The sequence below is a fragment of the Frankia torreyi genome (assembly GCF_000948395.1).
GTDB classification, from domain to species: Bacteria; Actinomycetota; Actinomycetes; order Frankiales; family Frankiaceae; genus Frankia; species Frankia torreyi.
Genome location: NZ_JYFN01000030.1, coordinates 17779 through 42463 on the forward strand (window position 1 = coordinate 17779; position 24685 = coordinate 42463).

17 protein-coding genes and 3 pseudogenes are annotated in these 24685 nt (G+C 72.4%); 11 read left to right on the forward strand and 9 right to left on the reverse strand.

Going from position 1 to position 24685, the window contains the following annotated elements; all coding sequences use genetic code 11:
• The first annotated feature begins 83 nt into the window (after positions 1–83).
• Entirely contained in the window at positions 84–239 is a 156-nt protein-coding gene (locus tag FF36_RS34305) for a GNAT family N-acetyltransferase (RefSeq protein ID WP_199865431.1), read from the forward strand.
• Here FF36_RS34305 and FF36_RS18410 read toward each other — a convergent pair.
• Positions 226–660: a DUF4232 domain-containing protein gene (locus tag FF36_RS18410; protein WP_206778463.1), complete on the reverse strand. Its 435-nt coding sequence runs from the start codon at positions 658–660 to the stop codon at positions 226–228. The genes FF36_RS34305 and FF36_RS18410 overlap by 14 nt on opposite strands.
• A gap of 575 nt (positions 661–1235) precedes the next feature.
• Between FF36_RS18410 and FF36_RS18415 the strand changes: the two genes are divergently transcribed.
• Complete coding sequence (locus FF36_RS18415; RefSeq protein WP_242422607.1) at positions 1236–1754, forward strand: MarR family winged helix-turn-helix transcriptional regulator; 519 nt, start codon at positions 1236–1238, stop codon at positions 1752–1754.
• Positions 1755–2039: 285 nt separating this feature from the next.
• Here FF36_RS18415 and FF36_RS18420 read toward each other — a convergent pair whose 3' ends face one another.
• The 4 genes from FF36_RS18420 to FF36_RS38325 form a co-directional block, all read right to left on the reverse strand.
• Complete coding sequence (locus FF36_RS18420) at positions 2040–7496, reverse strand: DEAD/DEAH box helicase (RefSeq protein ID WP_044886347.1); 5457 nt, start codon at positions 7494–7496, stop codon at positions 2040–2042.
• Complete coding sequence (locus tag FF36_RS18425; protein WP_044886348.1) at positions 7493–8419, reverse strand: hypothetical protein; 927 nt, start codon at positions 8417–8419, stop codon at positions 7493–7495. The genes FF36_RS18420 and FF36_RS18425 overlap by 4 nt, the downstream gene beginning before the upstream one ends.
• Positions 8416–10443: a hypothetical protein gene (locus tag FF36_RS18430; RefSeq protein ID WP_044886349.1), complete on the reverse strand. Its 2028-nt coding sequence runs from the start codon at positions 10441–10443 to the stop codon at positions 8416–8418. The genes FF36_RS18425 and FF36_RS18430 overlap by 4 nt, the downstream gene beginning before the upstream one ends.
• A 726-nt stretch (positions 10444–11169) precedes the next feature.
• Positions 11170–11925 carry a GGDEF domain-containing protein gene (locus FF36_RS38325; protein ID WP_277912948.1) on the reverse strand — a complete coding sequence of 252 codons (756 nt, stop codon included), beginning with the start codon at positions 11923–11925 and terminating at the stop codon, positions 11170–11172.
• A 360-nt stretch (positions 11926–12285) separates the two neighbouring features.
• On the opposite strand from FF36_RS38325, the gene FF36_RS18440 reads away from it, so the two are divergent.
• Complete coding sequence (locus FF36_RS18440; protein ID WP_044886351.1) at positions 12286–12507, forward strand: hypothetical protein; 222 nt, start codon at positions 12286–12288, stop codon at positions 12505–12507.
• 13 nt (positions 12508–12520) lie between these two features.
• On the opposite strand, the gene FF36_RS18445 is transcribed toward FF36_RS18440, so the two are convergent.
• Both FF36_RS18445 and FF36_RS18450 read right to left on the reverse strand, forming a co-directional pair.
• Entirely contained in the window at positions 12521–13285 is a 765-nt protein-coding gene (locus FF36_RS18445; RefSeq protein ID WP_044886398.1) for an SDR family NAD(P)-dependent oxidoreductase, read from the reverse strand.
• A gap of 134 nt (positions 13286–13419) precedes the next feature.
• The gene (locus tag FF36_RS18450) at positions 13420–14796 is read right to left on the reverse strand and encodes a M20/M25/M40 family metallo-hydrolase (protein ID WP_044886352.1); all 1377 of its coding nucleotides are present in this window, start codon (positions 14794–14796) and stop codon (positions 13420–13422) included.
• Positions 14797–14859: 63 nt separating this feature from the next.
• On the opposite strand from FF36_RS18450, the gene FF36_RS18455 reads away from it, so the two are divergent.
• On the forward strand, positions 14860–16014 hold the full coding sequence (locus tag FF36_RS18455) for an NAD-dependent epimerase/dehydratase family protein (RefSeq protein ID WP_044886353.1): 1155 nt from the start codon (positions 14860–14862) through the stop codon (positions 16012–16014).
• A gap of 55 nt (positions 16015–16069) precedes the next feature.
• Here FF36_RS18455 and FF36_RS18460 read toward each other — a convergent pair whose 3' ends face one another.
• The gene (locus FF36_RS18460) at positions 16070–16651 is read right to left on the reverse strand and encodes a hemerythrin domain-containing protein (RefSeq protein WP_044886354.1); all 582 of its coding nucleotides are present in this window, start codon (positions 16649–16651) and stop codon (positions 16070–16072) included.
• A 374-nt stretch (positions 16652–17025) separates the two neighbouring features.
• On the opposite strand from FF36_RS18460, the gene FF36_RS18465 reads away from it, so the two are divergent.
• From FF36_RS18465 to FF36_RS18485, 7 genes and pseudogenes are all read left to right on the forward strand, one after another.
• Positions 17026–18165 carry an amidohydrolase family protein gene (locus FF36_RS18465; protein WP_044886355.1) on the forward strand — a complete coding sequence of 380 codons (1140 nt, stop codon included), beginning with the start codon at positions 17026–17028 and terminating at the stop codon, positions 18163–18165.
• 338 nt (positions 18166–18503) lie between these two features.
• Positions 18504–18932 (forward strand): nitroreductase/quinone reductase family protein, encoded by a 429-nt coding sequence (locus tag FF36_RS18470; protein ID WP_044886356.1) that lies wholly within the window; start codon positions 18504–18506, stop codon positions 18930–18932.
• 311 nt (positions 18933–19243) lie between these two features.
• Positions 19244–19609, forward strand: coding sequence for an ArsR/SmtB family transcription factor (locus FF36_RS18475; RefSeq protein ID WP_255355783.1), 366 nt, complete (start codon positions 19244–19246; stop codon positions 19607–19609).
• A gap of 52 nt (positions 19610–19661) precedes the next feature.
• Positions 19662–19967 (forward strand): annotated as a pseudogene (locus FF36_RS38330) (malic enzyme-like protein); the annotation flags it as partial.
• 15 nt (positions 19968–19982) lie between these two features.
• Positions 19983–20161 (forward strand): annotated as a pseudogene (locus tag FF36_RS38335) (malic enzyme-like protein); the annotation flags it as partial.
• A 15-nt stretch (positions 20162–20176) separates the two neighbouring features.
• Positions 20177–20912: pseudogene (locus FF36_RS38340) on the forward strand (malic enzyme-like protein); the annotation flags it as partial.
• 153 nt (positions 20913–21065) lie between these two features.
• A complete protein-coding gene (locus FF36_RS18485; protein ID WP_082122031.1) occupies positions 21066–22799 on the forward strand; it encodes a SulP family inorganic anion transporter in 1734 nt (577 codons plus the stop codon).
• Positions 22800–22835: 36 nt separating this feature from the next.
• Here FF36_RS18485 and FF36_RS18490 read toward each other — a convergent pair whose 3' ends face one another.
• Positions 22836–24485 (reverse strand): zinc metalloprotease HtpX, encoded by a 1650-nt coding sequence (locus tag FF36_RS18490; protein WP_044886358.1) that lies wholly within the window; start codon positions 24483–24485, stop codon positions 22836–22838.
• Positions 24486–24685 lie beyond the last annotated feature (200 nt).

The following is a 24685-nucleotide window of genomic DNA, read 5'->3' on the forward strand; positions in this document are numbered from 1 at the left end:
GGGCGCCCGCAACCCGCCGCACACGGACCAGGCCCGGCGAAGCCGGGCGGGGGCCCGGCGTCACGGTCGCGGGATGAGCCGGAATGCCGCCCTCCGCCCGCGTCCTGCAACGGCTCGGCCCGCGCCGCGAGGCGTACTTCGGCCGCAACGAACGCCTGCGCGGCGCGTGGACCGACGAGATCGTCTACGCCCTGCTCGCCGACGAGTGGGCCGCCCGCGGCTCGGCTACCCGGCGGTGAAGGCCATGATGTAGGTGGCCGGATGGGTGGCGCCCGACTGGTCGAGGACCGGGCCGCCGTCCCAGCGCAGCGGGACCGAGGTGAACGTGTCCGGCGGGGTGACCAGGACGCGTACGGGGAGGAACGCGCCGCTGTCGCCGGGTTCGGTGACCAGATATGTCAGGTTCGCCGAGGCGTGGGCGCCGGGTGGCAGGTCGATCTGGCCGGGTCGGACGAGCGGCGATCGCACGACGTCGTAGGTCGATCCGTCGCGGGCGACGAACTGCACGCCGGGGTATCCGGTGACGGTGCAGCGCCGCGGCGACCGGTTCGTCACGACCACCGGGCGCTGATGCTGCCCGCCGTCCGCGCCGTCCGCCGCACCGAGCGTGACGGTCAGATCCCCCGCCTCGCACCGCGGGACCGACGACGCACCACCCACCGCGGCCACCGTCGGCGACGAAGAGGTCGCCGAGGACGGCCGCCCCGTCGACGAAGGGACCGCCGACGAAGAGGCCGCCGACGCGGACGCCGGGAGCGGGCTCGTGTCGGTGGCCGCCGTGGAGCCACCACAGCTGGCGGCGGACAGGAGGGCGGCCAGCGAGATCGCCACCAGGCCAGGACGCCCACGGGGTCCAGCACGCATGTCACACCTCCACACTCGCCGGCCCGAGCCGCGCCGGCCCAAGCCTCGTCGACGACGGCCAGGTGATCATCGTCATGGACGCCGGCCGGCTCGTGTCCTCCGCCACCCACCGACGCACGCCAGCAGCAGGCCCACGCATCCGGCCGACCGCCATCCGGGGCGTAGGCTCGACGTCCCGTCATGAAGTCCACCGGTGTCCGAATCCCGCCGGAAAGCGACTATATCGACAGGTTCCTCCGATGGATCCTTCGGGATCACCACGTCGGGTACCAGCGGGCGGTTCCAGTCTCCGGCGATCCGCCGGCCACCCCACGGTGAAGGTCCGACCAAGAGCCGGGACGATTTGCATCGAAAATCGATATGGTTCGCCTGTGGACCCCTCGCGCACGGCCGGCCGGCTGGATCTGGATCTGGATCTGGATCTGGATCTGGACGAGCTGACCACGGCGATCGAGGACTTCAACTCGATCTTCATTCGGCTGCCGGCGGTCCGCCGGCTCGCCTTCTCGACCCTGTCGGTGCTGCACACGCTGGCCCGCCGCGGGCCGCTGCGCCTGACCGACCTGACGGCGACGGAGCCGCTGGGGCAGCCGGCGCTGACCAGCCTCGTCGGGAAGTTGGAGCGCGACGGGCTGGTGTCCCGCCGCCGGGATCCGAACGACGGGCGCGCGGTCCTGCTGTCCCTCACCGAGCGGGGCCGGCAGATCGTCGACGCCCGTCACGCCGACCGGGTCGCGAACCTGGCGCGCCTGGTTGACCGGCTGGACGACCAGGAACGCGCCACGCTCACCGCGGCGGTGGGCGTCCTGACCCGACTGACCGGGATCGCGGCGTCCGACGAGGCCGCCGGCCCCGCCCAGCGACGCCGGCCGGAGCCGCAAGGCCCATGACATGCAGCAGGACGCCACCCGTGTCGACCGGATCGTTCCCGCTCGCGCAGACCCCGATCCACGTGTCCGACGAGGTCCTCGACGACCTGCGCCGCCGGCTGCGACGTCGGTGCGCTGGTGAGCGTCCCCGGATCGGCCACTACACCTGGGCTGCAGCTCCACCAGTGGGCGGACGTCAGGGATCGGAGTCGGCCTGGCCGTGTAACCGGGCCCCATGTGGTCCCGTCGCATGCGTGACGGTGCCCTCCGTGCTCGCCTCGCTCGGTCGCATGAGGATTCGCCCAGCTATGGACATCCGGACGCGAGAACGGTCGCGAGGGCCTCCTTGACCAGCATCGGGCTTGCTTCCATGGTGTGGAAGTCGGCGACGACGACACGATCCGGCTCGATGCCCTCGGCGGCGAGCACGTCGACGGTCTTCGCGATGCGAGGGCTGGCCACCGCCTGGTCGAACGCCTCCAGCGGGTGTTTGACCACCAGGGCCGCCTGCCGTGGCCCGCTCGCGACGAGGCAGGACGGCGCCGGTGTGGCGACCTCTCGCATGGCCGGTTGGGCCTTCAGCCAGCCGGCGAGCGCGCGTTCCGCGCGGTCGGGCCCCGGGGTGAGCAGGCCGTGGCGGAGCACGCCGAGAAGGTCGCGGGCGATCCGCCAGTCGAGGAGCGGGTGGTAGGCCATGTTCGTGTAGTCGCGCAGGCACTGATAGCAGGACGACATGCAGTCGTCCGCGTGGCCGGCGCGCTCCAGGACAGCCAGGTACCGCTGCACGGTGTCGAGGAATCGGCCGAGCTCGTCCGCCTCGCCCAGGTGGGAGCTGAAGCCCGCCCCGTTCTCCAGGGTGTCCGCGAGGAAGGCGTAGAAGGTCTGTTCGCCGCCGCGGGCCGCGGAGTGAATGCCGGCGATGATCTCCTGCGGTTGGATGTCGAGGTGCTCCGCAGCGGCGCTGCGCAGCAGGAACGCCAGCGAGTACCAGGCTGTCCGCAGACCATGGGTGAGGTCCGCCGCGACCCGCGGCGCCACTCTGCGCAGGTTGAGCCGCAGTCCCCCCGCCGGCGGCGTGGGCGTGTACGAGCCGAGGAAGAACAGATCGGTGTGCAGGACGGCACCGAGCGCCGCCCGAGTGACCTCCCCCCTGGGCACCCGGATCCGCGGGTCGTCGAGGTGGTCGACCACCGTGGTTTCCAGATATCCACCCCAGTCATGGCCCGCGCGGGCGAAGGTGAACATCCGTCCCAGGTTGTCGTTGACGATGTAACGATCTCCCTGGCCGGACAGGGCGACGAGGTTCTGCTGTGTCGTCTCCTCCCGCAGCCGGTCGAGGTCGCTGGTGACCCGGGCGACGATCCGGCGCGGCGACCACGTGAACGCGCCGTCGAAGTCGCGGGCCGCCCCGGCACGGAATCCCAGCGGCTGGCGGACCTGCACCACCCGGTAGCCGCCCCGGCCGCACGCCGGACAGAGGGCCACAGCGTCGATGTCCACCAGCTCGTCGACATGGTTGCAGTCCATGCACAGGCCGAGATGACGCTGCTGGACGAGTGGCTCCGGCAGCGGCGAGACTCCACGGTATGACGGTTGGAAGCTGGTCACGCCGACCACCGTGTGCACCCATCCGTCCCGGACGATCTCGCTGCCAGGGGCGAACTGGGACAGTGCGATCGACAGGTCACGATCGACGACGTCGTCGGGCGGCCACGGGAACGACCTCGTCGGCCTGGACAGGTGCAGCAGCCGGACCTGCGTGGGGAACCCGAACATCGGCAGCCAGCCGGATTCGGCGAGCCGCTGGCTCAGCGCCTCGTGGCCGACCACGCGCGCGGCCACCTCGTCGATCGCGTCGGGCAGCCGCCGGACGCCGTCGATCGCCTCGTCGACCGTCGTCGGGACAGCCGCGTGGGCCGACAGGGCGTGGAAGGCCGCCGCGACCGCGTCGGTGTTCGCCGCCAACCAGCGCCGGATGTGCCCGCTGCGTGACGCCCATTCGTCGATCGTGCCGTACTCTCCATGGACGTTCGGCTGCCGACCGTCCACCCGCAGATCGTCGGGGAGGTCGCGGAACGCCTCGCGGAGGATGGTCGCGCTCAGCGAGCGCTCGAAGATCTCCCGTTGGCCCATCGCCAGGTACGGCGCAGGTGTCGGATCGTTGGTGATCGCCGTCGGGTTCTGGAAGTAGTGCTCGTCGTGGCTGCGGCCGCGGCAGACGGTCAACGCGACGGCGACCGGCGAGCCACGCCGCCCGGCCCGTCCGACGCGCTGCTGATAGTTGTAACGGGTGGGCGGCATGTTCGCCATCGCGACGCTGGCCAGCGCCCCGATGTCCACGCCGGCCTCCATCGTCGTCGTGACGGACAGCAGATCGAGCCCCTCGGCCAGCGGGATCTCGTCATCGAGGAACACGTCCTGGAAGATCGCCTGGCGGCGCTGGCGTTCGGTGCGGCCGGTCTGGCCGGTCAACTCCGCGCAGGCCAACCGGAACCGGCCGCGCCCGGTCGACGCCTTCCACCCGTAGTAATCCTCGCCGGAGTCCCTGGGCGGGCTGCTCGCCTCCTGCAGCCCGGTTCGGCACTGCGTGCAGACGAGGCTGCCCGGATGCAGATGCTGGCGGCGGCAGCCCGGACAGGTCCAGGCCGCCTCGGCCGGGCGTCGCACCACGACCTCCTTCGGATCGACGAGGTAGCCGCGGACCGCCTTGTCCCAGCCGTGTTCCGCTCGTGCCTCGACCTCGCCGGCGTCGAGGCCGTGTGCCTGGCCGACCGCGCGCCAGAAGGCCCGCAGCCGTCCAGGCGGGCGCGAGCCCTCGTCCCGGTATCCGACAAAGCGACGCAGCTCCGCGAGGATGCGGATGCTGGCGCGGGCGATCGCTGTGGGGTCGGTGGGATCGAGGGTGAGTCGGCGGGCTCCCGGCCGCATGTCCAGCCAGCCGAGGCCGAGCGACTCGAAGTCACGGCCCGCGCCGGAGAGCAGGTTCTCGATCACGTTTTCCAACAGGTCGGCCTCGGCGCCTTCCAGACCAGAGCGCTGCGAGTCGGTGAGCGTCCCGCGGACGGCGGGAACCGCTCCCGACCACTCGTAGAACTCGTGCCATTCGTCGTCGCCGTACTTCTGCCGGGACGGCTGCGGCCCAGCGGGATTCACCCCCATGCGGACAAGCCGCTGCTGGATTTTCGGAACCAGCGACCGCAACGTCGGAGGCTCGACGAGCTGGGACTCCACCGCCGCCGTCACCGACTCGTCGCCGCTGATCCACGCGAAGACCAGCGTCTGGAAGGTGACGCCGAAACGCTGGCTCAAGCGGTCGTAGGCCGCCTTGTTCTCCGGTGTCTTTGCGCCCTGGGTCCACCGGCGAGCGGCCTCGATGTCGACTGCGGCACCGTCGTCCTCCCCGAGGATCTCGACGAGGAGCAGCCGGACCAGGTCCTGGTAGTGGCGCAGCCCGACGCCCGCGGCCATCTTGGCGGCGTCCTGCCGGCTGTCCGAGAACAGCAGAACCTTGCGTTCCCGTTGGTCGAGCTGGCCGGCCAGCTCGGTGACGAGCACCTGGTTGATCTTCTCGAAGCCGGTGCGCATCAGTCGCAGCGGCGACCGGTAGCGCAGCGGGTCGGTGGGCGCGAGCGGACGCGCTCGAGACGCACCCTTCCTGTACATGATCTCCCAGTCGGCGCCGCAGGCGGGGCAGCGGGTGGGAAACGGCGGGATCGTGCCGCGGTCGACGCCCGTCCCTCGCTTCGCCGAGACATGGAAGCTCCAGCCGGTGAAGCCGTGCTCCCCGTTACTCAACCGGCCGGTGGTCGGGTCAAGCTCACTACGCCGGAAGGTGAAGGTCAGCTCGCCGCGCTTCCAGGAGGCGTCGTCGTCGGCCTGCTGCGGCTGCGTGGAGGGCCAGTAGACGATGTAGTTCGCCGCCGTGCGGTCGACGGCAGCCTGCTCTGGCAGCCGCGTGAGCTCGGGAACGTCCGGGAACAGCTCGCCACGGAAGGTGGCTCGCTCGGTCTCGGCCGCGACGGTGAACCCGCCGAGCATGACGTCTCCGCAGCTCTGGCAGAAGACGAGTTCGAGCACGCGACCGCCGCAGTGACACCGGTCCCGCGGTTGGGCGTAGAGCCGGCCGACGGTGCGTGCCCGCCCGCCGTTCGCAACGGGGGCCGCGTCGACCAGGCCAGCCGGGTCGTCCGGGTCGTCGACGGCGGAGCAGGCTGGGTCGGTGCATGCCCAGATGCCGCTGACATTGCGGAAGAACAGGTGCGCGCGGATCTTCGGCAGGGCGTCGGCCCCATCGGCGGCGCCAGCCGTGCGCAGTGTTCCGAGCAGGCCCCGTAGCGCCGTCTGGCGCTCCGGTACGGCCACAGCGGGAAACAGACGGGCGGCGAGATCGGATGCTGTGCGGGTCACCGACCCACCGTGGTCCGGGTCCTGCAACGCGGCGCGCAACGCGTCTGGGGCGCCGGTGCGTCCGAGCAACTGGGACGCGTCCGGCGGGGTGAGATCGGCCGGACCGGCGGCGGCGCCGAGCTCGGCGGCGGCGCCGCTGAGGTCGATGGTTCTCCGTGATGGGTTGATTACCCTTCCGGCGACGAAGTCGAAGCTGTCCGCGTCGACGGCGAAGAACTCGGAAAGGAAGCGGCGATCCCGTTGCGGGTCCAGGGAGGCCGATGCGGCGAGGATCCGCAGTTTCTCCGGCCGGCCGGCGATCCCCAGCCGATGTCGGAGGTTGCGCAGCAGGTAGGCGACCTCGGTGCCGGCGGTGCCACGGTAGAGGTGCAGCTCGTCGACGACCAGGGTGAAGCAGTTTTCGGGTTTCCGGGCGAGCCAGTCCCGGGTCGTGTCGAAGAAGTTCTGGTCCCGTGCCCGGCCCAGCATGATGTTGAGCATCGAGTAGTTGGTGATGAGGATGTCCGGCGGCGCCGCCGCCATGTCCCAGCGGGAACGCATCTCGGCCCCGTCGAGCCGGGGGACGAAGTGGCGGGCGTCACCGCCGGTGCGCCAGGCCTGCCGGGCGCGTCGCTCGGTGGCGCGCAGATATCCCCGCAGCTCGGAGAGCTGCCGATTCTCGCCGGGCTCGCCGGTGACGGGGGTGGCGCCGGTGTAGCGGCCGAAGAAGAGCCGGTGGCCGCCGCGGTGGCGGTCCAGCCAGCCGCGGGCCTCGTCGCTGTCGAGCGCCCGCCGCAGCCGCACCAGCTGGTCGTCGACGAGGGCGTTCATCGGGTAGAGCACGAGGGTGCGCACCGCCGCCGGGCGGCCGGTCTCGCCCTGTCGCTGAGCCTCGAACGGCCCCGACGTCCGCCACCAGGGCACCAGCGGCATCGAGCCGCCGGTCCAGGCCCGCGACTCGGCCAGCAGGCTCGCGATCACCGGCAGCAGGAAGGACTCCGTCTTCCCGGACCCGGTACCAGCGGTGATGACCATGTTCCGGCCCGGTTCAAGCCCGGCCGCCAGCGCCTGTTCCTGGTGGATGTAGAGGCTGCGGCCCGGCGGCAGCAGGCCGCAGGCGGCGAATTCGGCGAGTTCCGGCGGCGCGCCGACCCGACGGCCCGACTCCGCCGGAGAGCAGCCGGTCGTCACATATTCGGGCCGCAGCTCGATGAGCGGCTCGGTGTAGATGCCGCCGGGCCGGTCGAGCAGGGCCCGCCGCTCGCTCGCCAGCCGGTCGTCGGCCAGACCGAACGGCGTGTCGTAGTACCGCAGGTAGGCGCTGCGCAGCGCGTCGAACGTGCCGTAGACATCGAGCCCGGACCGGCCGCCGTTCATGCACACACCTTCAGAGTCGAGGACAGTGATGTCGCGATGCGATCGGCGACGTTGCGCGGCACACCGTCGTACATCACCTGGCCAGGTGTCCGGTCGAGGACGGGCGGAAGCCCTGTGCACAACACGGCGATCCGCCGGTGCGCGAGCGGCAGCGGCATCCCGCTGTCGACGGACAGCACTCCGACCGCGCCGTCGCCCTTCCCTTCCTCGAACTCCCAGCGCAGTGGTTGGCTCGTTTCGCCGCCCACGAGATACCTGCCTTCGGCCGGGGTGGTCCAGAACCACCGGTCGCCGCGGCAGAGGAGGTATTCCTTGGCTGTGCCGTAGGTCTCCCGCTGGTAGAGGCCGTCGCCGAGGTGACGGCGGTCGGCAGCCTGGAAGGTCATCGTCCGGCGGTTCCAACGGGCCATCGGCGGTCCCTGGCGCCCCGGTGGCTCCGCCGGCCTCCCCGGTTCCACCGCACGCAGGGTCGCGCTGCGCCGGACCGCCGCGTCGGGCTCAAGGGGCAGGCCGCCACGGGCCGCCGCCGCAGACAGCCGCTGGTCGTCCTCATAGACCAGCCACCAGGTGGACGGCATGGGAAGCTGGCCCCGGCTGTCGTTGCGGTGGACGACAACCCGTACGCCCGCCCCCATAGCGGCCTCGAGCTGCGCCTCGCGGACCACTCCCGTAAACAGGGCGACGCTCTCGCGACCGGGGAGTGTGGCCAGCCCCGAAGGCTGTGCCTCCCATTGGCGTTGACGCCAGTCGACCGCGAGAACACCCAGTTCGTTCATGGTCAGAACCAGCCGGCGCGCGCGGGTGAGGTCCGTCGGGTCGACCCGGTCGCCCGCGTACCAGGCGATGGTCCGGTACAGGGAGGCAAGCGACCCGCCTTGGCGATCTGCCAACCAGGCGAGAAGAACATCCGGATCGAACGTCACCGTGTCTTCCAGCCAACCTCGTGAGTGATCATGCTTCGATGGTTGAGGACGGCCTGCTGGTAGCGCCGCCAGGCCTGCTCGTGCGGCTGGCCGGCCTGGCTCGAGAGCACGAAGTGCGCCCATGCCTGCGCGTCGGCGGCCGTGAGGCGGCCGATGTTCGGGGAGTCGTCACGTAGCTGGCGGACGATCGTGCTCGATCCGGCCGCCGCCAGCCACACCGCCTCCCGCGGCGGGATGACTCGGTAGCTGAAGGCCCGCAGGGTGGTGCCCCGCCGCGTCCACCACCGGGGCGCGGCCGGTTCTCCGACGGGGGTCACGTGCCCGTCAACGTGGAGGAAGTACACCTTCGCTCCGTGCGGAACCGTCAGCGACCGGCCCGAGCCGGCGGGCAACCCCTCGATGTCGCCGGCGGTGGTCGGACACTGCGGCGGGTGCAGCGTGAACCGCCGGGTGAACCCGCCCGCTTGCACGGTGTAAGTGCCCTCGGCGAGACCGAGCGACCGGAGCCGGATGACTCGGCCGGTCGGCGGGGGGCGTAGGCGTCGCCCGTTGAGCAGGACCGGGGCCGCGGTGTCGAACCCCGCGGGCAGCGCAACGTCGGGGGGACCCTCGAGGAGGTAGCGAGACCCTCGCGCGCCCTCGCCACTCTCCCGGCCGATCCGCAGCCCGCCGACCAGTCGCAGCCGCGGCGAGGCCCGCACCGCCACACCGATCCCAAGCCGATCGAACACGGCGGTCGCCGCCGCAGCGTCGGTAAACAGCACGTCCCGCAGCACATGCCAACCCGGGAACGGGCCCTGCTCAGGGTCGACGTCGCCCACCGCGGCGCGCACCGCGTCCACCACGGCGCCGAGCCGATCGTCGCGCACGACGAACAGCAGCGGCTCGTCGGTGTCGACCGCGTCGCCGGCGACCCATGCGCCGGCCGCGTCGTCCTCGGCTGCGACCAGCAGGTCGCGAGGGCGTTGGGCGATACGCAGCCGGGTGCCGGTCGCCGTCAGGCCCCGTACCAGCGCCGTCTCCACCGCAGGCAGATCGCCGGTGAGGGTGTAGGAGGTCAAACCGGGCTCGGCGCGCACGGTGAGACTCCAACCGGCGCCGGTCAGCGCGTCGCCGTCGACACCGTCGACGATCGGTGCATGCCAGCCGGCCTCCCAGTTCCCCCAGTCGGCGTCGACGAATTTCGGTTGCAGGACCAGCCCGAGCCGTCCCGCCTCCATGGCCTGGCCGGGTACCTGGACCGGGATCGTCGGCCGGTGCGACGAGCCCGCCACCGCCGCGAGGATCCCGCCCAGAATCTCGTCCCGGTCCGATCGGGCGGTGGCGAGCGCTTCCTGCAGCGGAGGGGAGAGTCGCCCCGTGTCGAGTCCCTCCCAGCGACGCAGGGCCGAAACGAGTTCCGCCAGCGCCGCCGCCACCGCGGACCGCCCGAGCGGTGAACGGAAGAAACGCTCCAGTTCCGGCAGGTCACGTTCCCGGACGATGGCCTGGGACAGCGCAAGCACGATCCACGACTGGCTGCCTTTGCGGCGCCCGACGTCGGGAAAGGTGACGATGCCCCGCGCGCCGTCCTGCTCGCGCATCCACCCGCCGAGGATCTCCCAGTGAGCGGGGATCTGCTCATAGCTCATCCGCAGCCGCCGCAGGCTCTCCTGCTCGGTGCTGCGCGGCATGGGCAGACATTCGACGAGCCGCTGGTAGTAGTTGCTGGACCATACCCGGCCCTCGCGACGCATCAGGGTGCCGGCGAGCACGCAGACGGCGAGGAGCGGCAGGCAGGGCGGCGGCTGCACGCGCGTTCCCCGTTTCCAGGCCGACACGGTACGGAAGATGCCGTCGAAGATGTCGTACCGGTGATACCAGTCGAGCCGCGCCTGGACGGCTTCGACGAGATCCGGACCGTCCGGTCCGCGCAGCGCCTTCGCCTTGTCGTTGTCGACATAGAGGACGACCGGCCGGCCGGCCGCGCTCGGTCCGAAGAATTCCTCCGCAAGCCGGTCCTGCCACCACTGATACGGGTCCATCTACGGCCTCTTCCTCCCCCGGGACATCAGCCACGCACCGGCACCCGAAGCCGGGCAGGTGACATGCACCGCCGCGCAACGGCCGACCCCAACCAGTCCGACCATCACCTCTCATCATATTCCTCGTACGTTCCATTGCCGTTCATGCCTCGTCGGACAGCCCTGACCGGGCTCCCCGGTCACAGGTCCACGTTTCCGGCCGGCCGGCCCGGAACCCGATGCCGCGTCCCGCCGTCGTGAGACGCCGGCGTCGACAACCCACCCCGGCCATGCCCACCCAGACGGATCGTCTCCGCGGGGGTGCCGGTGGATCGTCTCCGCGGCGGCACGGAGCCCCGCCGCACCGACTGGTCTCATGGCATGTCCTCCGCCCCGACGCCGACGGCACACCCCCAGACCCCAGGTGCCGTGGCGCCGCACAGGTGCGCAGGTTTCCGCCTACACCGTTTCCGTGCGTCCCTTGTCGACGACGGATTCATCGGCGGAGAGTATCCGGCGGGAAGGAGCTCTCGACGGGAACGTGACCACCCGTCCCGATACTTTTTCAATCACCCGCCCAAGCGATCCCGCGAACTGGTCACCCAGATTCCCGGTCTCGTTGATGAGCCATCCCTGCGGGAACTCGACGAGATTCCGTGGACGGTCCGGGTCATCACTTTCGCGACCGAGAAGTGCGGAGGCTATCTCGCGAGCGCCCCGCAAACGATGGCAGCGGAGCCGGCCGGCCTAGCGTTGCCGGAGCCGACCCGTCTCACGCTCTGGCGCCGCGAGGCGGGGCCTGCGGCGGGTGGCCGGGGTGCGCAGGGACTCGTCGAACAGGACGCGACAATTGCGTCCCCGCCGCTTCGCCGCGTACATGGCGATGTCGGCGGCGTGCAGGATCGCGCGGGGGTCGGTCAACCCCGGGGCGGACACCGCCACGCCGATGCTCGAGGTGACCGGGGGGCCGTCCGACGGCGCGCGCACGGCGGCGGTTTCGACGATGCGGTCGGCGATCCCCAGCACGGACTCAGCCGAGGTGATCCCCTCGCACAGCACGGCGAACTCGTCGCCGGCGAGCCGGGCGACGGTGTCGCCGGGGCGCACGGCCCGCCGCAACCGCGTCGCCACCTCACGCAGCACCAGGTCGCCAGCCTGATGGCCGGCCAAATCGTTAACGGCCTTGAAGCCGTCGAGGTCGACGAAGAGCAGCCCGACCCGGTCCTGCCATCCGCCTGCCTCGGCCCGGGCGAGGGCCCGGCCAAGCCGGTCGAGGAACGACACTCGGTTCGGCAGGCCGGTGAGCCCGTCGCGCAGCGCGCGGCGGCGGGCGCGCGCCGCCCGCGCCGCCTCGAAGCCGCGCGCCGACACGACGGCGGTCGAGATCTGGCCGGCGACCAGGGCGACGAAGTCACGGTAGTCGCCGTCGAGCGCGAGCCGGTCGCTCAGGCCGGCCAGGAGCAGGCCGATCGGGTGGCCGTCGCGGCCGTTGGCGAACGGCACCGCCAGCGCTGACCTCGACGGCGCCGACCTCGCCAGCGCCGACCTCGACGGCGGCGAGCCCGATGACGGCAAGCCCGATGACGGTGTCACGCGCCGTGACAGCACTGTCGGAACGCGGATGCGTTGCCACGCTCGCTCGCGTCCTCGTCCTCGTGGCCGTTCGACCACTCCCCTCGCCGGCCGGTCCCGGTCGCTCGGCGGCCCAGGGCCGACCCTGCGGGCAGGCCGCGACCGCGTCACCGTCGGGCGGCCCTGACCTGTCACCGGCGACGCTCCTGTCCCGATCGCCCGCGCTCTCCCCGAGATTGCCGTCGCCCGCGGCGGCAAACCCCACCCCGATCCGCGTCGCGCCCGATTCACGTGGGGAGAACGGAGGGCCGGTCGGCGTCAGTTGCTGCCACCCGCCAGCTCGCCAGCGGTCCCCGCGAGACGCCGGGACGGCTCGTCGCGAGCAGCCGCAAGCTGCGCTTCCTCGGCCGCACCGGCGGCGGCAGGTACCGGGTCGACGATCCGGAGTACGTCGCCGCGGTGCTGTCCGGCGCGCTCAGGAAACGCGCTCAGGACAAAGGTGCCCGCATCTGAGCTTGTCGGGGCGTCAGCGCATCATCAGGGTGCCGCCGTCGACCGGGAAGATCTGGCCGGTCATGAAGCGGGCGCCGTCGCTGGCGAGGAAGGCGAGGACGGGGACGAAGTCGCGCTGGACGTCGCCGAGCTTCCCGCCGATCGGGATGCTGCGCGCCAGGTCGGCGTCGTGCGCGGCGAGCTGCTCGGCGGTCATCGAGGCGCGGGTCCGCTCGTACATCGGCGTCACGATCGCGGGGGCGACCGCGTTCACGGTGATGCCCTGCTTGGCCCACTCGACCGCCACGGTGCGGGTCCACGCGACGACGGCACCCTTGCTGGCGGCGTAGGCGGCCTTGTTCGGGTAGCCGAGCACGCCGGCGGCGGAGGCGAAGTTGATGATCTGGCCGCCGTGCTCGTGCAGGTGGGCGAACGCAGCCTGGTTGGTGAGCAGGGTGCCGGTGGCGTTGACCGCGAGGATCTTGTTCCAGTGGTCGAGGGAGAGCTCGGCGGCCGGTGCGGCGGGGGCGATGCCGGCGGCGTGGATGAGGACGTCCAGGCCGCCGAGGTGGGCGACCGCCTTCGCGAAGGCGGTGTCGACCGATTCGGGGTCCGTGACGTCGCAGGGGACGAAGCGGGCGCCGGCCTGCGCGGCGATCTGCTCGCCGGGATCGACGGTGATGTCGAGGGAGACGACCTGCGCGCCGAGACCGGGCAGCGTCTGCACGAGCCCCGCGCCCATCCCGCTGGCCCCGCCCGTGATCACTATGCGCCGCGCGTCAAGCCTGACCGCTGCCATGAAGCCGCCTCCCGCGTCCGTCCACACCGGTCGTCCGGTCAACGCGGCCGCCTGGTCCGACGCACAGCCCGGCCAGCGACACATCCCGGACGTTTCCTCTGGACGCTACTCCGCGCCTACCCGCACGCGGCGGATCAGCGGCCCTCGCGCCCGCCCGCGGCCAGGTGGGCGAAGTAGTGGGCGAACATCTTGGTGCCGCCGGCGGCCTGGGTCCAGTCGTAGTGCTCGTTCGGCGCGTGATAGCCGTGGCTGGGCAGGCTGAGGCCGAGCAGGATCACGGGGGCCTTCAGGTAGCGGTCCATGGTGAGCACGGCACCGATCGAGCCGCCCTCGCGGACGAACGCGGGGGTGACGCCGAAGGCGTACTCGACGGCCGCGCGGGCGGCGTCGGCGTGCGGGCCGGTGCGGGGGCCGAGGTAGGCGGGCAGGGCGGCCTCGAGCTCGACCTGGGCGTCCGGATGGCGGCGCTGGATGAAGTCGCGGACCAGCTCGAACACGGCATGGGGGTCCTGATGGGGAACGATGCGGGAGCTGAGCTTGACGCCGGCGCGCGGCGGGATCACGGTCTTCACTCCCGGGCCGGTGTAGCCGCCGGTGAAGCCGTGTACCTCGAACGTCGGCTCGCCCATGATCCGCGCCAGGACGGAGCGGACGTCGGTGGTGCGCAGCGAGGTCAGCCCGTGCATCGCCATGAAGGTGGCGACGTCGAAGCCGGACGCGACGAAGCTGTCGATCTCCTCGTCGGTCACCGGCGCGGCGGCGTCGGTGAAGCCGGGGATGAGCACGCGCCCGGTCACCGGGTCGAGGCACTCCGCCACGATCTGGGCGAGTTCGGCCAGCGGGTTGCGGGCCGGCCCGCCGGTGAGGCCGGAGTGGGTGTCGTTGGTGCCGGTCTCGATGGTCACCTCGAAGGTGACCAGGCCGCGCAGGCCGTAGTCGATGGCGGGCCGGCCGGCGGCGATCCAGACCGTGTCGGAGACGAGGACGGAGTCGGTGGCCAGCCGCGGCAGTTCCTGGCGGACGAAGGCCTCGAAATGGGGGCTGCCGATCTCCTCCTCCAGCTCCCAGACGAAGGCGATGTTGACCGGCAGCTCCTGGGCGATGGCGAACTGGGCGGCCTGCAGCGCGGTGAGCGCGGGGCCCTTGTCGTCGGTGCTGCCGCGACCGGCGTAGCGGTCCCCGGAGATGGTCAGGCGGAACGGCTCGGTGTCCCACTGCGCCGGGTCGGCGGGCTGGACGTCGAGATGGTTGTAGATCGTGACGGTGGGGCAGTCGGAACCGGCGATGTACTCGCCGTGGACGACGGGATTGCCGGACGTGGGCACGATCCGGGCGGCGAGGCCGGCGTCCGTCAGCAGCGTCGCGGCAAGGTCGGCCGTGCGCCCGATGTCGGGCTGGTGGGCGGGATCGGCGCTGACGCCGGCAATCCCGACGAGGCGGGTGAGCCGATCCTCGAACTCGGGACGGCGGGCGGTGAGGTAGTCATCGAGCTGAGCGAGAGCGTCGGCCACGACGCGATCGTACGGACAGGTTCTGGCACGGGTTGATGGCCGCGGGCGGGGCACGGGAACAGGATGCGCATCGCCATCGTCGGAGCGTCCGGCAACATCGGTTTTCACCTGGTCCGCGAGCTGGCGGCCGACCGGCGGGTCGAGGAGGTCGTCGCGATCGCCCGCCGCCCGCCGCCCGGTTCCCCGTCCCGCGGTCGCCCGTCCCGCGGTCGCCCGTCCTCCGGTGTCCCGTCCTCCGGTGTCCAGCGGGGCAAGGTCCGCTGGCTGGCGCTCGACGTGGCGCGCCCCGGGGCCTTCGGCGAGCTGGAGAAGGCGTTCCGCGGCTGCGCGTCGGTCGTGCACCTGGCCTGGCTGATCCAACCTGAGCGGGCGACGGTCCGCACCGAGGCCACGAACGTCGCGGGGAGCGAACGGGTGTTCGCGGCGGCGCTGGCCACCGGGGTGCCGGCGCTGGTGTACGCCTCGTCGGTCGGCGCCTACCACCCCCGGGAGTCCCACCGGCCGGTCGACGAGAACTGGCCGATTACGGGGATCGAGACCTCCCCGTACAGCGTCCAGAAGGTCGCCGTGGAACACCTGTTGGACAGCCTCGAAGCCGATCATCCGGGGATCCGGGTGTCCCGCCTGCGCCCGGCGATCGTGCTGTCCGCCGCCGCGGCGCAGTCGCAGGCCCGGTACTTCCTCGGCCCGCTGGCGCCGCTCGGCCTGCTGCGCCTCCTCGGCGCCGGCGAGGGTCGGCTGCCGGTCGTCCCGGCCGTGCGCGGGCTGACGTTCCAGGTGGTGCACTCCCGCGACGCCGCCGCCGCCTTCGCGGCCGCCGCCACCAGCCCGGCGGCCCGCGGCGCCTACAACATCGCCGCGGACCCGCCGATCACGCCGGAGACGCTGCCCGACATGCTCGGCGGGCGCGGGATCCCCCTGCCGCCGGCGCTGCTGCGCGCCGCGGTCGGCGCCGCCTACCGGGCCCGGCTGGCGCCCGTGAGCCCCGGCTGGATCGACCTCGCCCGCGGCGTCCCGCTCATGGACACGGGGCGGGCCCGCCGGGAGCTCGGCTGGGTTCCCGCCGTGGCCACGAGCACGGTCCTGCGCGAATGGCTCGTCGGCGTCAGCACGGGCCGGGGCGACGAGACCCCGGTCCTGCGCGGCGCCGCCGGCTGGCTCGATCACGCCCGCGGCGCGCGGCGCGCCCTGTCCGGCCGCGGCGGAGGGCGGATCTGAGACCCGCCGACCACCGGTGCGGCTACTACCTGTTACTACCTGTGGCGCAGGGCGTCTACCTGTGGCGCAGGGCGTCGCGGGCCCGGTCGACCAGCGACGCGAACGGGCCGACCGCCCACTGGGCGAGGGGGGAGCCCACCGTGCTCGGGTGGGGGTGGGTCGGCGCCAGGCTCTCGACCGCGCGCAGTTGCCGGCCGAGCTTGCGCCGCTCGTCCTGGCTGGTGGCCGCCCGCACCGCCGGGAACTCCTCGAGCTCCTCGCGCTCGGCGTGATCCGACACCGCCTGCTCGAGCGCCGCGAGCTGGCGGTCGAAGTCCGGGCCGGTGACGTCGAGCTTCTCGAGGGCGGCCAGCACCTTCGCCGCCTGCTTCTCCTCGTGGTTGCGGGCCCGCACGACGTCGGGGCCGGCCGACCGGCGCGACACCGGCCGCAGCACCATCTCCTCGCCCGTCTCGTGCACGGCGAGCAGCGCCCGCAGCTCGCCGAACGCCCTCCTGCGGGGCTCGCCACGCTGCATACCGACCGCCGCGAACAGGTCGCGGATCCGCGCGTGCTGCGCGAGCAGAACTCCCACGATGTCGTCCTCGGGCAGCGTCGCCGCCTGTGCGCGCTCCCGCTCCGCCAGCTTGATCGCCATGCCAGGTCTCCGTCTCGCTTCGGGATGAGCCGACCGTTGTCGTCCGATGGGGACGCCTCCGGGATGAACCGGGACATCCGGCTGGTCGCCGGCCGGCGACCACCGCGGCCGGCCCGGCCGGGGCCGACGNGTCAGCGCTACCCGCTCCCGCGGGCACAACACGCCTGCGCCGACCGGCCCGTGGGCAGCGCGCCGCCGTCGCCGCCGGTCCTCGCCGGCCTCCCACCTCGGTCGTGTTGCGACGCGGTCGTCAGATTCGCTCGCTCTGACGTTGTCGGCCGCCCCTTGCGCTGCTCCTGAAAATGTGACGTACTTGTCAGAAGATCGGGACTTCTCCACGGAGCGGATCGGCCGTTGTCCCCTAGGAGGATCACATGCTGCCCGCCAACGCCCAGATCGTCTCGGTAGACGATCACGTGATCGAGCACCCACGCGTCTGGCTCGATCGCATGCCCGCGAAGTACCAGGACGTCTGCCCGCGCATCGAGCGCGCCGAGGACGGCAACGACTGGTGGATCTACGAGGGCCGCCGCGCCGGCAACTTCGCCCTCAACGCGGTCGCCGGCAAGAGCCCGAAGGACTACGGTCTGGACCCCCGCAGCTACGACGACATGTTACCGGGCTGCTACCGCATCGCCGATCGGCTGCGGGACATGGACGAGGAAGGTATCCACGCGCAGCTCTGCTTCCCGAACTTCGCCGGCTTCGCCGGCAGCGTGCTCGCCGCCTCGCAGGACCTGGCGCTCGCCACCGAGACCGTGCGCGCGTACAACGACTTCATCCTCGACGAGTGGTGCGCCGCCGCGCCCGACCGGCAGATCCCGCTGATGATGGTGCCCTACTGGGACGTCGAGGCCGCCGCCGCCGAGATCCGGCGGACCGCCGCCAAGGGCGCGCGCAGCATCACCTTCCCCGAGCTGCCCGACCGCCTCGGCCTGCCGTCCTGGCACACCACCCACTGGGACCCGGTGCTCACCGCCGCCAGTGAGACCGGCCTGCCGATCTGCCTGCACTTCGGCTCCGGCGGGTCGCCGCAGTGCTCCCCCGAGGCGGCCACGACCAACTTCACCGTCGCGATCTCGCTGTTCGGCCTGAACTCCATGTCGGCGACCTCCGAGCTGCTGCTCTCCCCCGTCTTCCACCGCTTCCCGCAGATCAAGATCGCGCTGTCCGAGGGTGGCATCGGCTGGATGCCGTACATGCTCGAGCGCATCGACTACGTGTGGGAGCGTCACCGCTGGTACAACGACGTCAACACCGAGGTGCGGCCCAGCGAGCTGTTCCGCGACCACATCTACGGGTGCTTCATCGTCGACGAGGCCGGCATCGAGGCGCGCCACCGCATCGGCGTCGACAACATCATGTTCGAGAGCGACTACCCGCACTCCGACAGCAACTGGCCGAACACCCGCAAGCTGCTCACCGAGGCGCTGATCAACGTCCCCGACGACGAGGCCCTGCGCATGGTCGAGACCAACGCGCGGACGCTCTACAACTTCCCCCGCACCACCTGAGATCCCCCCGCACCACCTGAGATCCCCCCGCACCTCCTGACGGTTCGCACATACCACTCCGAGGCGTGGGACCGGCCACTCCCCAGCCGGTTCGCCGGCCGGTCCCACGCAAAGGCCCTGGCCACGGTTCTGACGTCGGCGGCGTGAAGGACGTCCCACCGCGGCGGGCCGAGGGCCGGACGTATCCCGGATGTCTGTCCGCGCGGCGAGCGCCATCGGCTTGCGACTCCTCCCGTCGGCGACGGCAACGCGCGCGCCGCGCCCGGTGAACGCGCGCTGCCGGCCCGGCGGCCGATCCCTCCCGCGCGGTTCGCGGCACCAGGAGAAAAGGCGAACCGATGAGCCAGAAAATGTTCACCACGCAGGAGATCAGCGACTTCGTCGACGAGTTCCGGGCCAATGGCGGCCGACCCGCCGGAAAGTACACGGGGGCCACGCTGCTGCTGCTGATCAGTGGCGCGGAGGCCGACGGGACGCCGCATGTGAGCCCGCTGAACTTCTACGCCGACGCCGACCGGTACTTCGTCTACGCCGTGAACCCGGGCGTCGACGAGGACCCGCGCTGGCTGCACGACCTGCGCGCGAACCCGCAGGCGACCATCGAGGTCGAGGGCCGGACGCTGCAGGTCACGGCCACGGAGGTGCACGGCGCGAAGCGCGACGAGATGTACGCCCGCCAGGCCGCCCGCTACCCGCAGTTCACCGAACTGCAGGCGGCCGTGACCCGCCTCATCCCCGTCGTCGAGCTCCTGCCCACCGGCTCCTGATCATCTCGTCACGTCTCGAACACCGCGCGCCGGGGGCGTTCCCCCGGCCGCGGCCTCGCCGAACGTTGTGTTCCGCCGAACGTTGTGTTCCGCCGAACGTTGTGTTCCGCGCAACCGCACCACGCGTCCGGGCGGATCCCCGGCCTGCGTCGATCTCCACCAGACCCGACCTGCGCCGACCTGCGCCGTCACCACTGCCGGGGACACCCTGGCCGCGACAGCCGCCGGGACACAGAAGTTGAAAAATTCTGCAACTAGCGAGATGCTCATCTCGGGCGAGCCGGAGATGAGCCCCGCCCACCGAGACGGACGTGCGAGAGGGGCGGCGGGTGACGGGGCGGGTGCCGTTGTACCAGGCGAAGGCGGAGTTCTTTCGCATGCTGGGTCATCCGGTGCGCATCAGGGTTCTGGAGCTGTTGCAGGACGGGCCGATGCCCGTGCGGGACCTGCTGGCGGCGATCGAGGTGGAGTCGTCGAACCTGTCCCAGCAGCTCGCGGTGCTGCGCAGGTCGGGAATCGTCACGGCGACGCGGGAAGGTCCGACGGTGGTGTATGCGCTCGCCGGTGGGGACGTGGCCGAGCTGATGCGGGCGGCGCGCCGGATCCTGACGGAGATGGCGGCCGGACAGGCGGGGCTGCTGGCCGAGTTGCGGGAAGCCGAGGCGAGCGCGTCGTGAGAACGGGATGCGCCGGGGCACGGCGGCATGCGCCGATGTTCGCGGGCCGGGCGTGACGGTGTCGGGAGCCGCGGGGGCGGCGGGGGTGAACGCCGCGTTCAGCGTGATGATCTGGGTGCCGTCCGGGGCGCGGCCCGTCATCGACACGGTGATCGCCGCGGCGCCGGGGCCGGTGCTCTGCCATGCGGACGAGCCGGATCCGGGGGGCGGCCGCCGGGTCACGTTGGACGCGGACAGCGGGTCGACCCTGAGCTGGCTGATGCGGACGCTGCGGGAGCGACTCGGGGCGGATCTCCTGCGCGTGGAGGACCCGGTCTTCGTCGTCGCGTCGACGGGCAAGCTCACCCAGTCCCTGTNCNCNNCNNTGACCACNGGGCACGATCTCGCGCTCCTCGACGCGGACGCGGACCGGCGGGTGATCCGCCACCTGGCCACCCACCCGACCCACACCGACCTGTTCACCGGGCGACCCCGCCGGGTGGCGCTGCTCTCCGACGCCAGCGCCGTGCTGGACTTCGAGCCGCTCGCTGCCGAGGCGGCCCTGCCAGCGGTNGANTCCCAGGCGGNCCACCTGCACCGGGCGACCGGTCTCGACGTCATCCCGATGCCCATCGCCGCCCGGGACGCCGCGGACCTGGGCCTCGCGATCGGCATGCTCGCACCCGGATTCGCCGCCACGGTGCTGGTCCACACCCACGTCAGCCACATCGACGCCGTCCGCGCCGCGCTGCGCTCCGCCGCGGTGGTGCAGCCGACCCCCCATCTGCTGCTCGACACGGTGAACGACGGTCTCGCGGTGGCGGCCGCGGCGGCGGTCCTGACGCATCTGCGCGGGCGGGGCATCGCGCCGGAGCGGGCGCGGATCGCCCTGGTGGATCCGCGCCGGGGCGGGGATCTGGCCGGGCTGCTCGTCGGCACCGGCATCCACGACCTCACCCTGTACGACCCCGTCGCCTACGGCATCCAACCGCTACATGACCTGGCCGGCCGGCTCGATCTGATCGTGGATCTCCTCGGCCTGGCGTCGCCGCCCGAGCAGGCTCCGGTGCTGCGCACCCGGCCGGAGGCGCCCCCGCCGCTGGCCCGCGCCACGTCGGGTCCCCGGCCGCTGCACGCGCTTCCCGGGTTGCTGCGCGCGGCGCTGACGGCCCGTCGCCCGATCACGTTCTCGGCCCGGGTCGCCGCCGTGCACGCGCTGGTCGGTCAGACGCCGCCCGGCCGGCTGCTACCGCCGCTGGAGCACCCGCGGCTCACTCCCGCCGTCGCCGCGGCCGCCCTGCACGCCCTGTCCGTCTCCGAGTAGAAGGTCCTCCTCTTCACGGCTTCCCGGCGTCGGCTTCCCGGCGTCGAATTCTCTGCGTCGGAGTTCCGCGGCTTCCACGACTTTCGCGGCTTCATGTTATGAAGAATCTTTCAATTTCTCATCTCATCGACGAGGGAGGTGTCGATCCACGCCATGAGATCGACCGGATGGTCCGAACGCTCGATCACCCACGTGGCCCGCGGCCGCGCGGTCGGTCTGGCTCGGGGGGCGTCGCTGCGGCGGCTGTTGCCCGGGCGAGCCGAGGTGGCGCGCATGCGGCGCCGGCCCGGCCGGGACCTGCTCGCGGGGCTCACCGTCGCCGTCGTCGCGTTGCCCCTGGCACTGGGCTTCGGCGTCGCCTCCGGCCTGGGGGCGTCCGCCGGCCTGGCGACCGCCATCGTCGCGGGCGCCGTCGCCGCGATCTTCGGCGGGTCGAACCTCCAGGTGTCCGGTCCCACCGGGGCGATGACCGTCGTGCTGGTCCCGATCGCGCACCGGCACGGCCCTGCCGGGGTGCTGACCGTCGGGCTGCTGGCCGGGATCCTCCTGCTCGGGCTCGCGTTCCTGCGCGCCGGACGGGCCGTGCGCTACGTCCCGGTCCCGGTCGTGGAAGGTTTCACCGCCGGCATCGCCGCGGTGATCTTTCTTCAGCAGGTGCCGGCCGCCCTGGGGGTCCACGCGCGCGACGGGGACAAGGTGGCCCTGGTGGCCTGGGAGGCCGTGGTGGACTTCGCCCACCACCCGGACTGGACCGCGCTCGCGATCGCGGCCGGGGTCGCGGTGAGCATGCTCGCCGGCTCCCGGCGGTGGCCTACGATTCCGTTCTCGCTGCTCGCCGTGGCCGTCGCCACGATCGTGGTCGCGGTCGGCGGCGGGGAGGTCGCAACGCTCGGCGCGCTGCCCGCCACCCTGCCCCGTCCCTCCCTTGGGTTCCTCGATCTCACCGCGGTGCCGTCCCTGGCCTCCGCCGCCGTGGCGGTGGCCGCGCTGGCGGCGTTGGAGAGCCTGCTCTCGGCCAGCGTCGCCGACGCGATGACCGTCGGAGAGCGGCACGACCCGGACCGTGAACTGTTCGGCCAGGGCCTGGCCAACCTCGCCGTTGCGCTGTTCGGCGGGGTGCCCGCCACCGGAGCGATCGCCCGCACCGCCGTCAATGTCCGCTCGGGCGCGTCCTCCCGGCTCGCCGCCCTCACCCACGCCGTGACCCTTGCCGCGATCATGCTCGTCGCCGCGCCGGTCGTCGCGCGCATCCCCCTCGCCGCGCTCGCCGGGGTGCTCCTCGCGACCGCCCTGCGGATGGTCGAGATCTCCGCGGTGCGTGCCCTCGCCCGCGCCTCCCGCTCCGACGCCGCCGTGCTGGTCCTCACGGCCGGTGCGACCCTGGCCTTCGACCTCGTCGTCGCCGTCCTGCTCGGACTCGCCGCCGCCGGCGCCCTGGCCCTGCGGCAGATCGCCCGCAGCGCCCGCCTCGAGGAGGTGCCCCTCGACCCCGACGACCATCACGAGGCCGAGTACACGCTGCTCGCCGAGCACATCGTCGTCTACCGCATCGACGGGCCGATGGTCTTCACCGCCGCCCACCGTTTCCTGTCCGAACTCTCCGAGGTCGCCCCCATCAGGGTCCTCGTCCTGCGGCTCTCCCGCGTCAGCACGATCGACAGCACCGGCGCGACCGTTCTGCGCAACGTCATCGACCGGCTCGAACACCGCGGTATCACCGTCTACCTCTGCGGTCTTCGCCCGGAGCACACCGGCCCGCTGGCCGCCATCGGACTGCTCGACCGCCTGCACGGGCGGGGCCAGATGTTCGACTCCGCGCCCGCCGCGATCCGGGCCGCCCGCGACCACCTCCACGTCCTCGAGCTCGTGCCCACCAGCGAATCCTGATCATCTCGGGAGTCGTTGCGGACTCCGGCCGGGTGGCTAGAGGCTCGTGGCGAGCAGGACACAGCCGGCGAGGAACACGGCCGACGACAGCGCGTAGCGGGCGACGAACTGCCAGCTTCGGGCGGTGTGCCCCGACGCCGCGACGATCGAGCGCAGCTCGACGTACGGGCCAGGTGCGCGCAGGAACCAGCCGGTGACCAGCACCTCCTCGTCCACGAAGGCGTCCGCCCCGGTCAGCCCGAAGAAGGTCCGCGCGCCGGGGAACGGCTGGAGGTAGACGATCGGCACGAGGCCGCTGTCGTCGGCGAGGACGAAGTCCGGGGAGGCCACGTAGCCGCCCCGCCCGACGATCCGGCCCCGCAGACTGACGGGCACGGCGCCGACCGGTCCGGCGTCGAGGCGTTCGAGCAGGCTCGCGGCCTCGTCCACGGGCTCGGGCGCGCCCAGCGGGCTGCGCAGCGCCGCGCGGACGACCAGCAGCAGCCCGCCGGCGGCGACCAGCGCCGCGACCGTCCGCGGGCCGCCGACGTCCGGGTTGTGCTGGGAGAGGGTGAAGGCGGCGAACAGGCACGCCCAGCCGACCAGGTAGATGGGGAGTTCCACCAGGAACCGGCCGCGGGCCACGGCCCGCTCCCCCGGCCGCGCCGCCGCGGCCACGCGCACCGCCCCCCAGCGCGTCGGGGCGCCCGGCAGGCCGCTGCGCTCGAGGGCGGCGATGCGGTGCACGACGAGCGGATGGGTGGCGAACAGTTCCTGCCAGCGGGCCCACGGGCTGGTGTTCTCCCAGCGCATTGCCGCGGCGATGCGCTCGGGCGGCAGTCCCGGGCCGAGCAGCCCGGCGGCGGGCAGGCCGCCCGGACCGGCGATCCCCAGCGCGCCGGTCGACCGGAGCCGGGCCCCCCGACGGGCGAGGCGGCGGGCCTGGCGCTTCTCGTCGTCGGCGCGCAGCGCGGCGATCCGCGCGGCCCGCTCGCGGCCCACCTCGTCGATGCCGTAGGCGATGCGCACCAGCGCGGAGCACAGCGCGTCGCCATCGCCGGTGGCGCGGCAGGAGGCGTGGTCGGCGCCGAGCTCGCGCGCCCGGGCGAAACCGAGCAGCGCGAGCTGCGCGACGAGGTAGGCGGCGAAGGCCAGCAGCCGGTTGACGTCGTTGCCGCCCGACCCGTTCGCCGCGCGCCCGCCGGCCGTCGCGAAGTAAAGGACCATCGGGATGAGGCTGGCCACGGTCATCACGGCCACGTCCCGGTGCGCGACGTGGCCGAGTTCGTGCGCCACGACCGCCTCGACCTCGCGGTCGTCGAGACGGTCCAGCAGCCCGCGGGAGATCCACACCCGGCTGTCGCGGCGGGTGCGGCCGAAGGTGAAGGCGTTCGGATCGCCGTCGTCGACGATGCCGAGCCGGACCAGGGGCAGGCCCGCCGCCTGGCACTGCCGCGCGACGATCGCGGCCACCGGCTCGTCGCTGCGGTAACCGTCGGCCGTGCGGGCGAGCTCCGTTGCCGGAACGAGCCAGGCGATGACCCACGGCGCGACCAGATACTGGACGGCGACGACGCTCACCCCGCCCGCCACCGCCCAGCCGAAGGGCACCGGCGAAAGGGCCGCCACCAGCCAGCAGGCGAGGACCAGGACGCCGCCCAGAACGCAGAGCACGGCAAGCAGTCGGCGCCGAACATGACCTCGCACGAGAATGTCCCCGCCAATCCCCGAGAACGGCCGGACGGCCGAAACGGATCCCAATGCTAGAAGGCGGGAAGAACCGGGGCACCCCGTTTTGCCCATACCGAGCCGGCGGCGCGACGCGCGTCGCGCCGGTGGGTCGCGCCGGTGGGTCGCACCGGTGGGTCGCGCCCCTGCGCGACGACGAGGGGGTTGCTCTCACACGC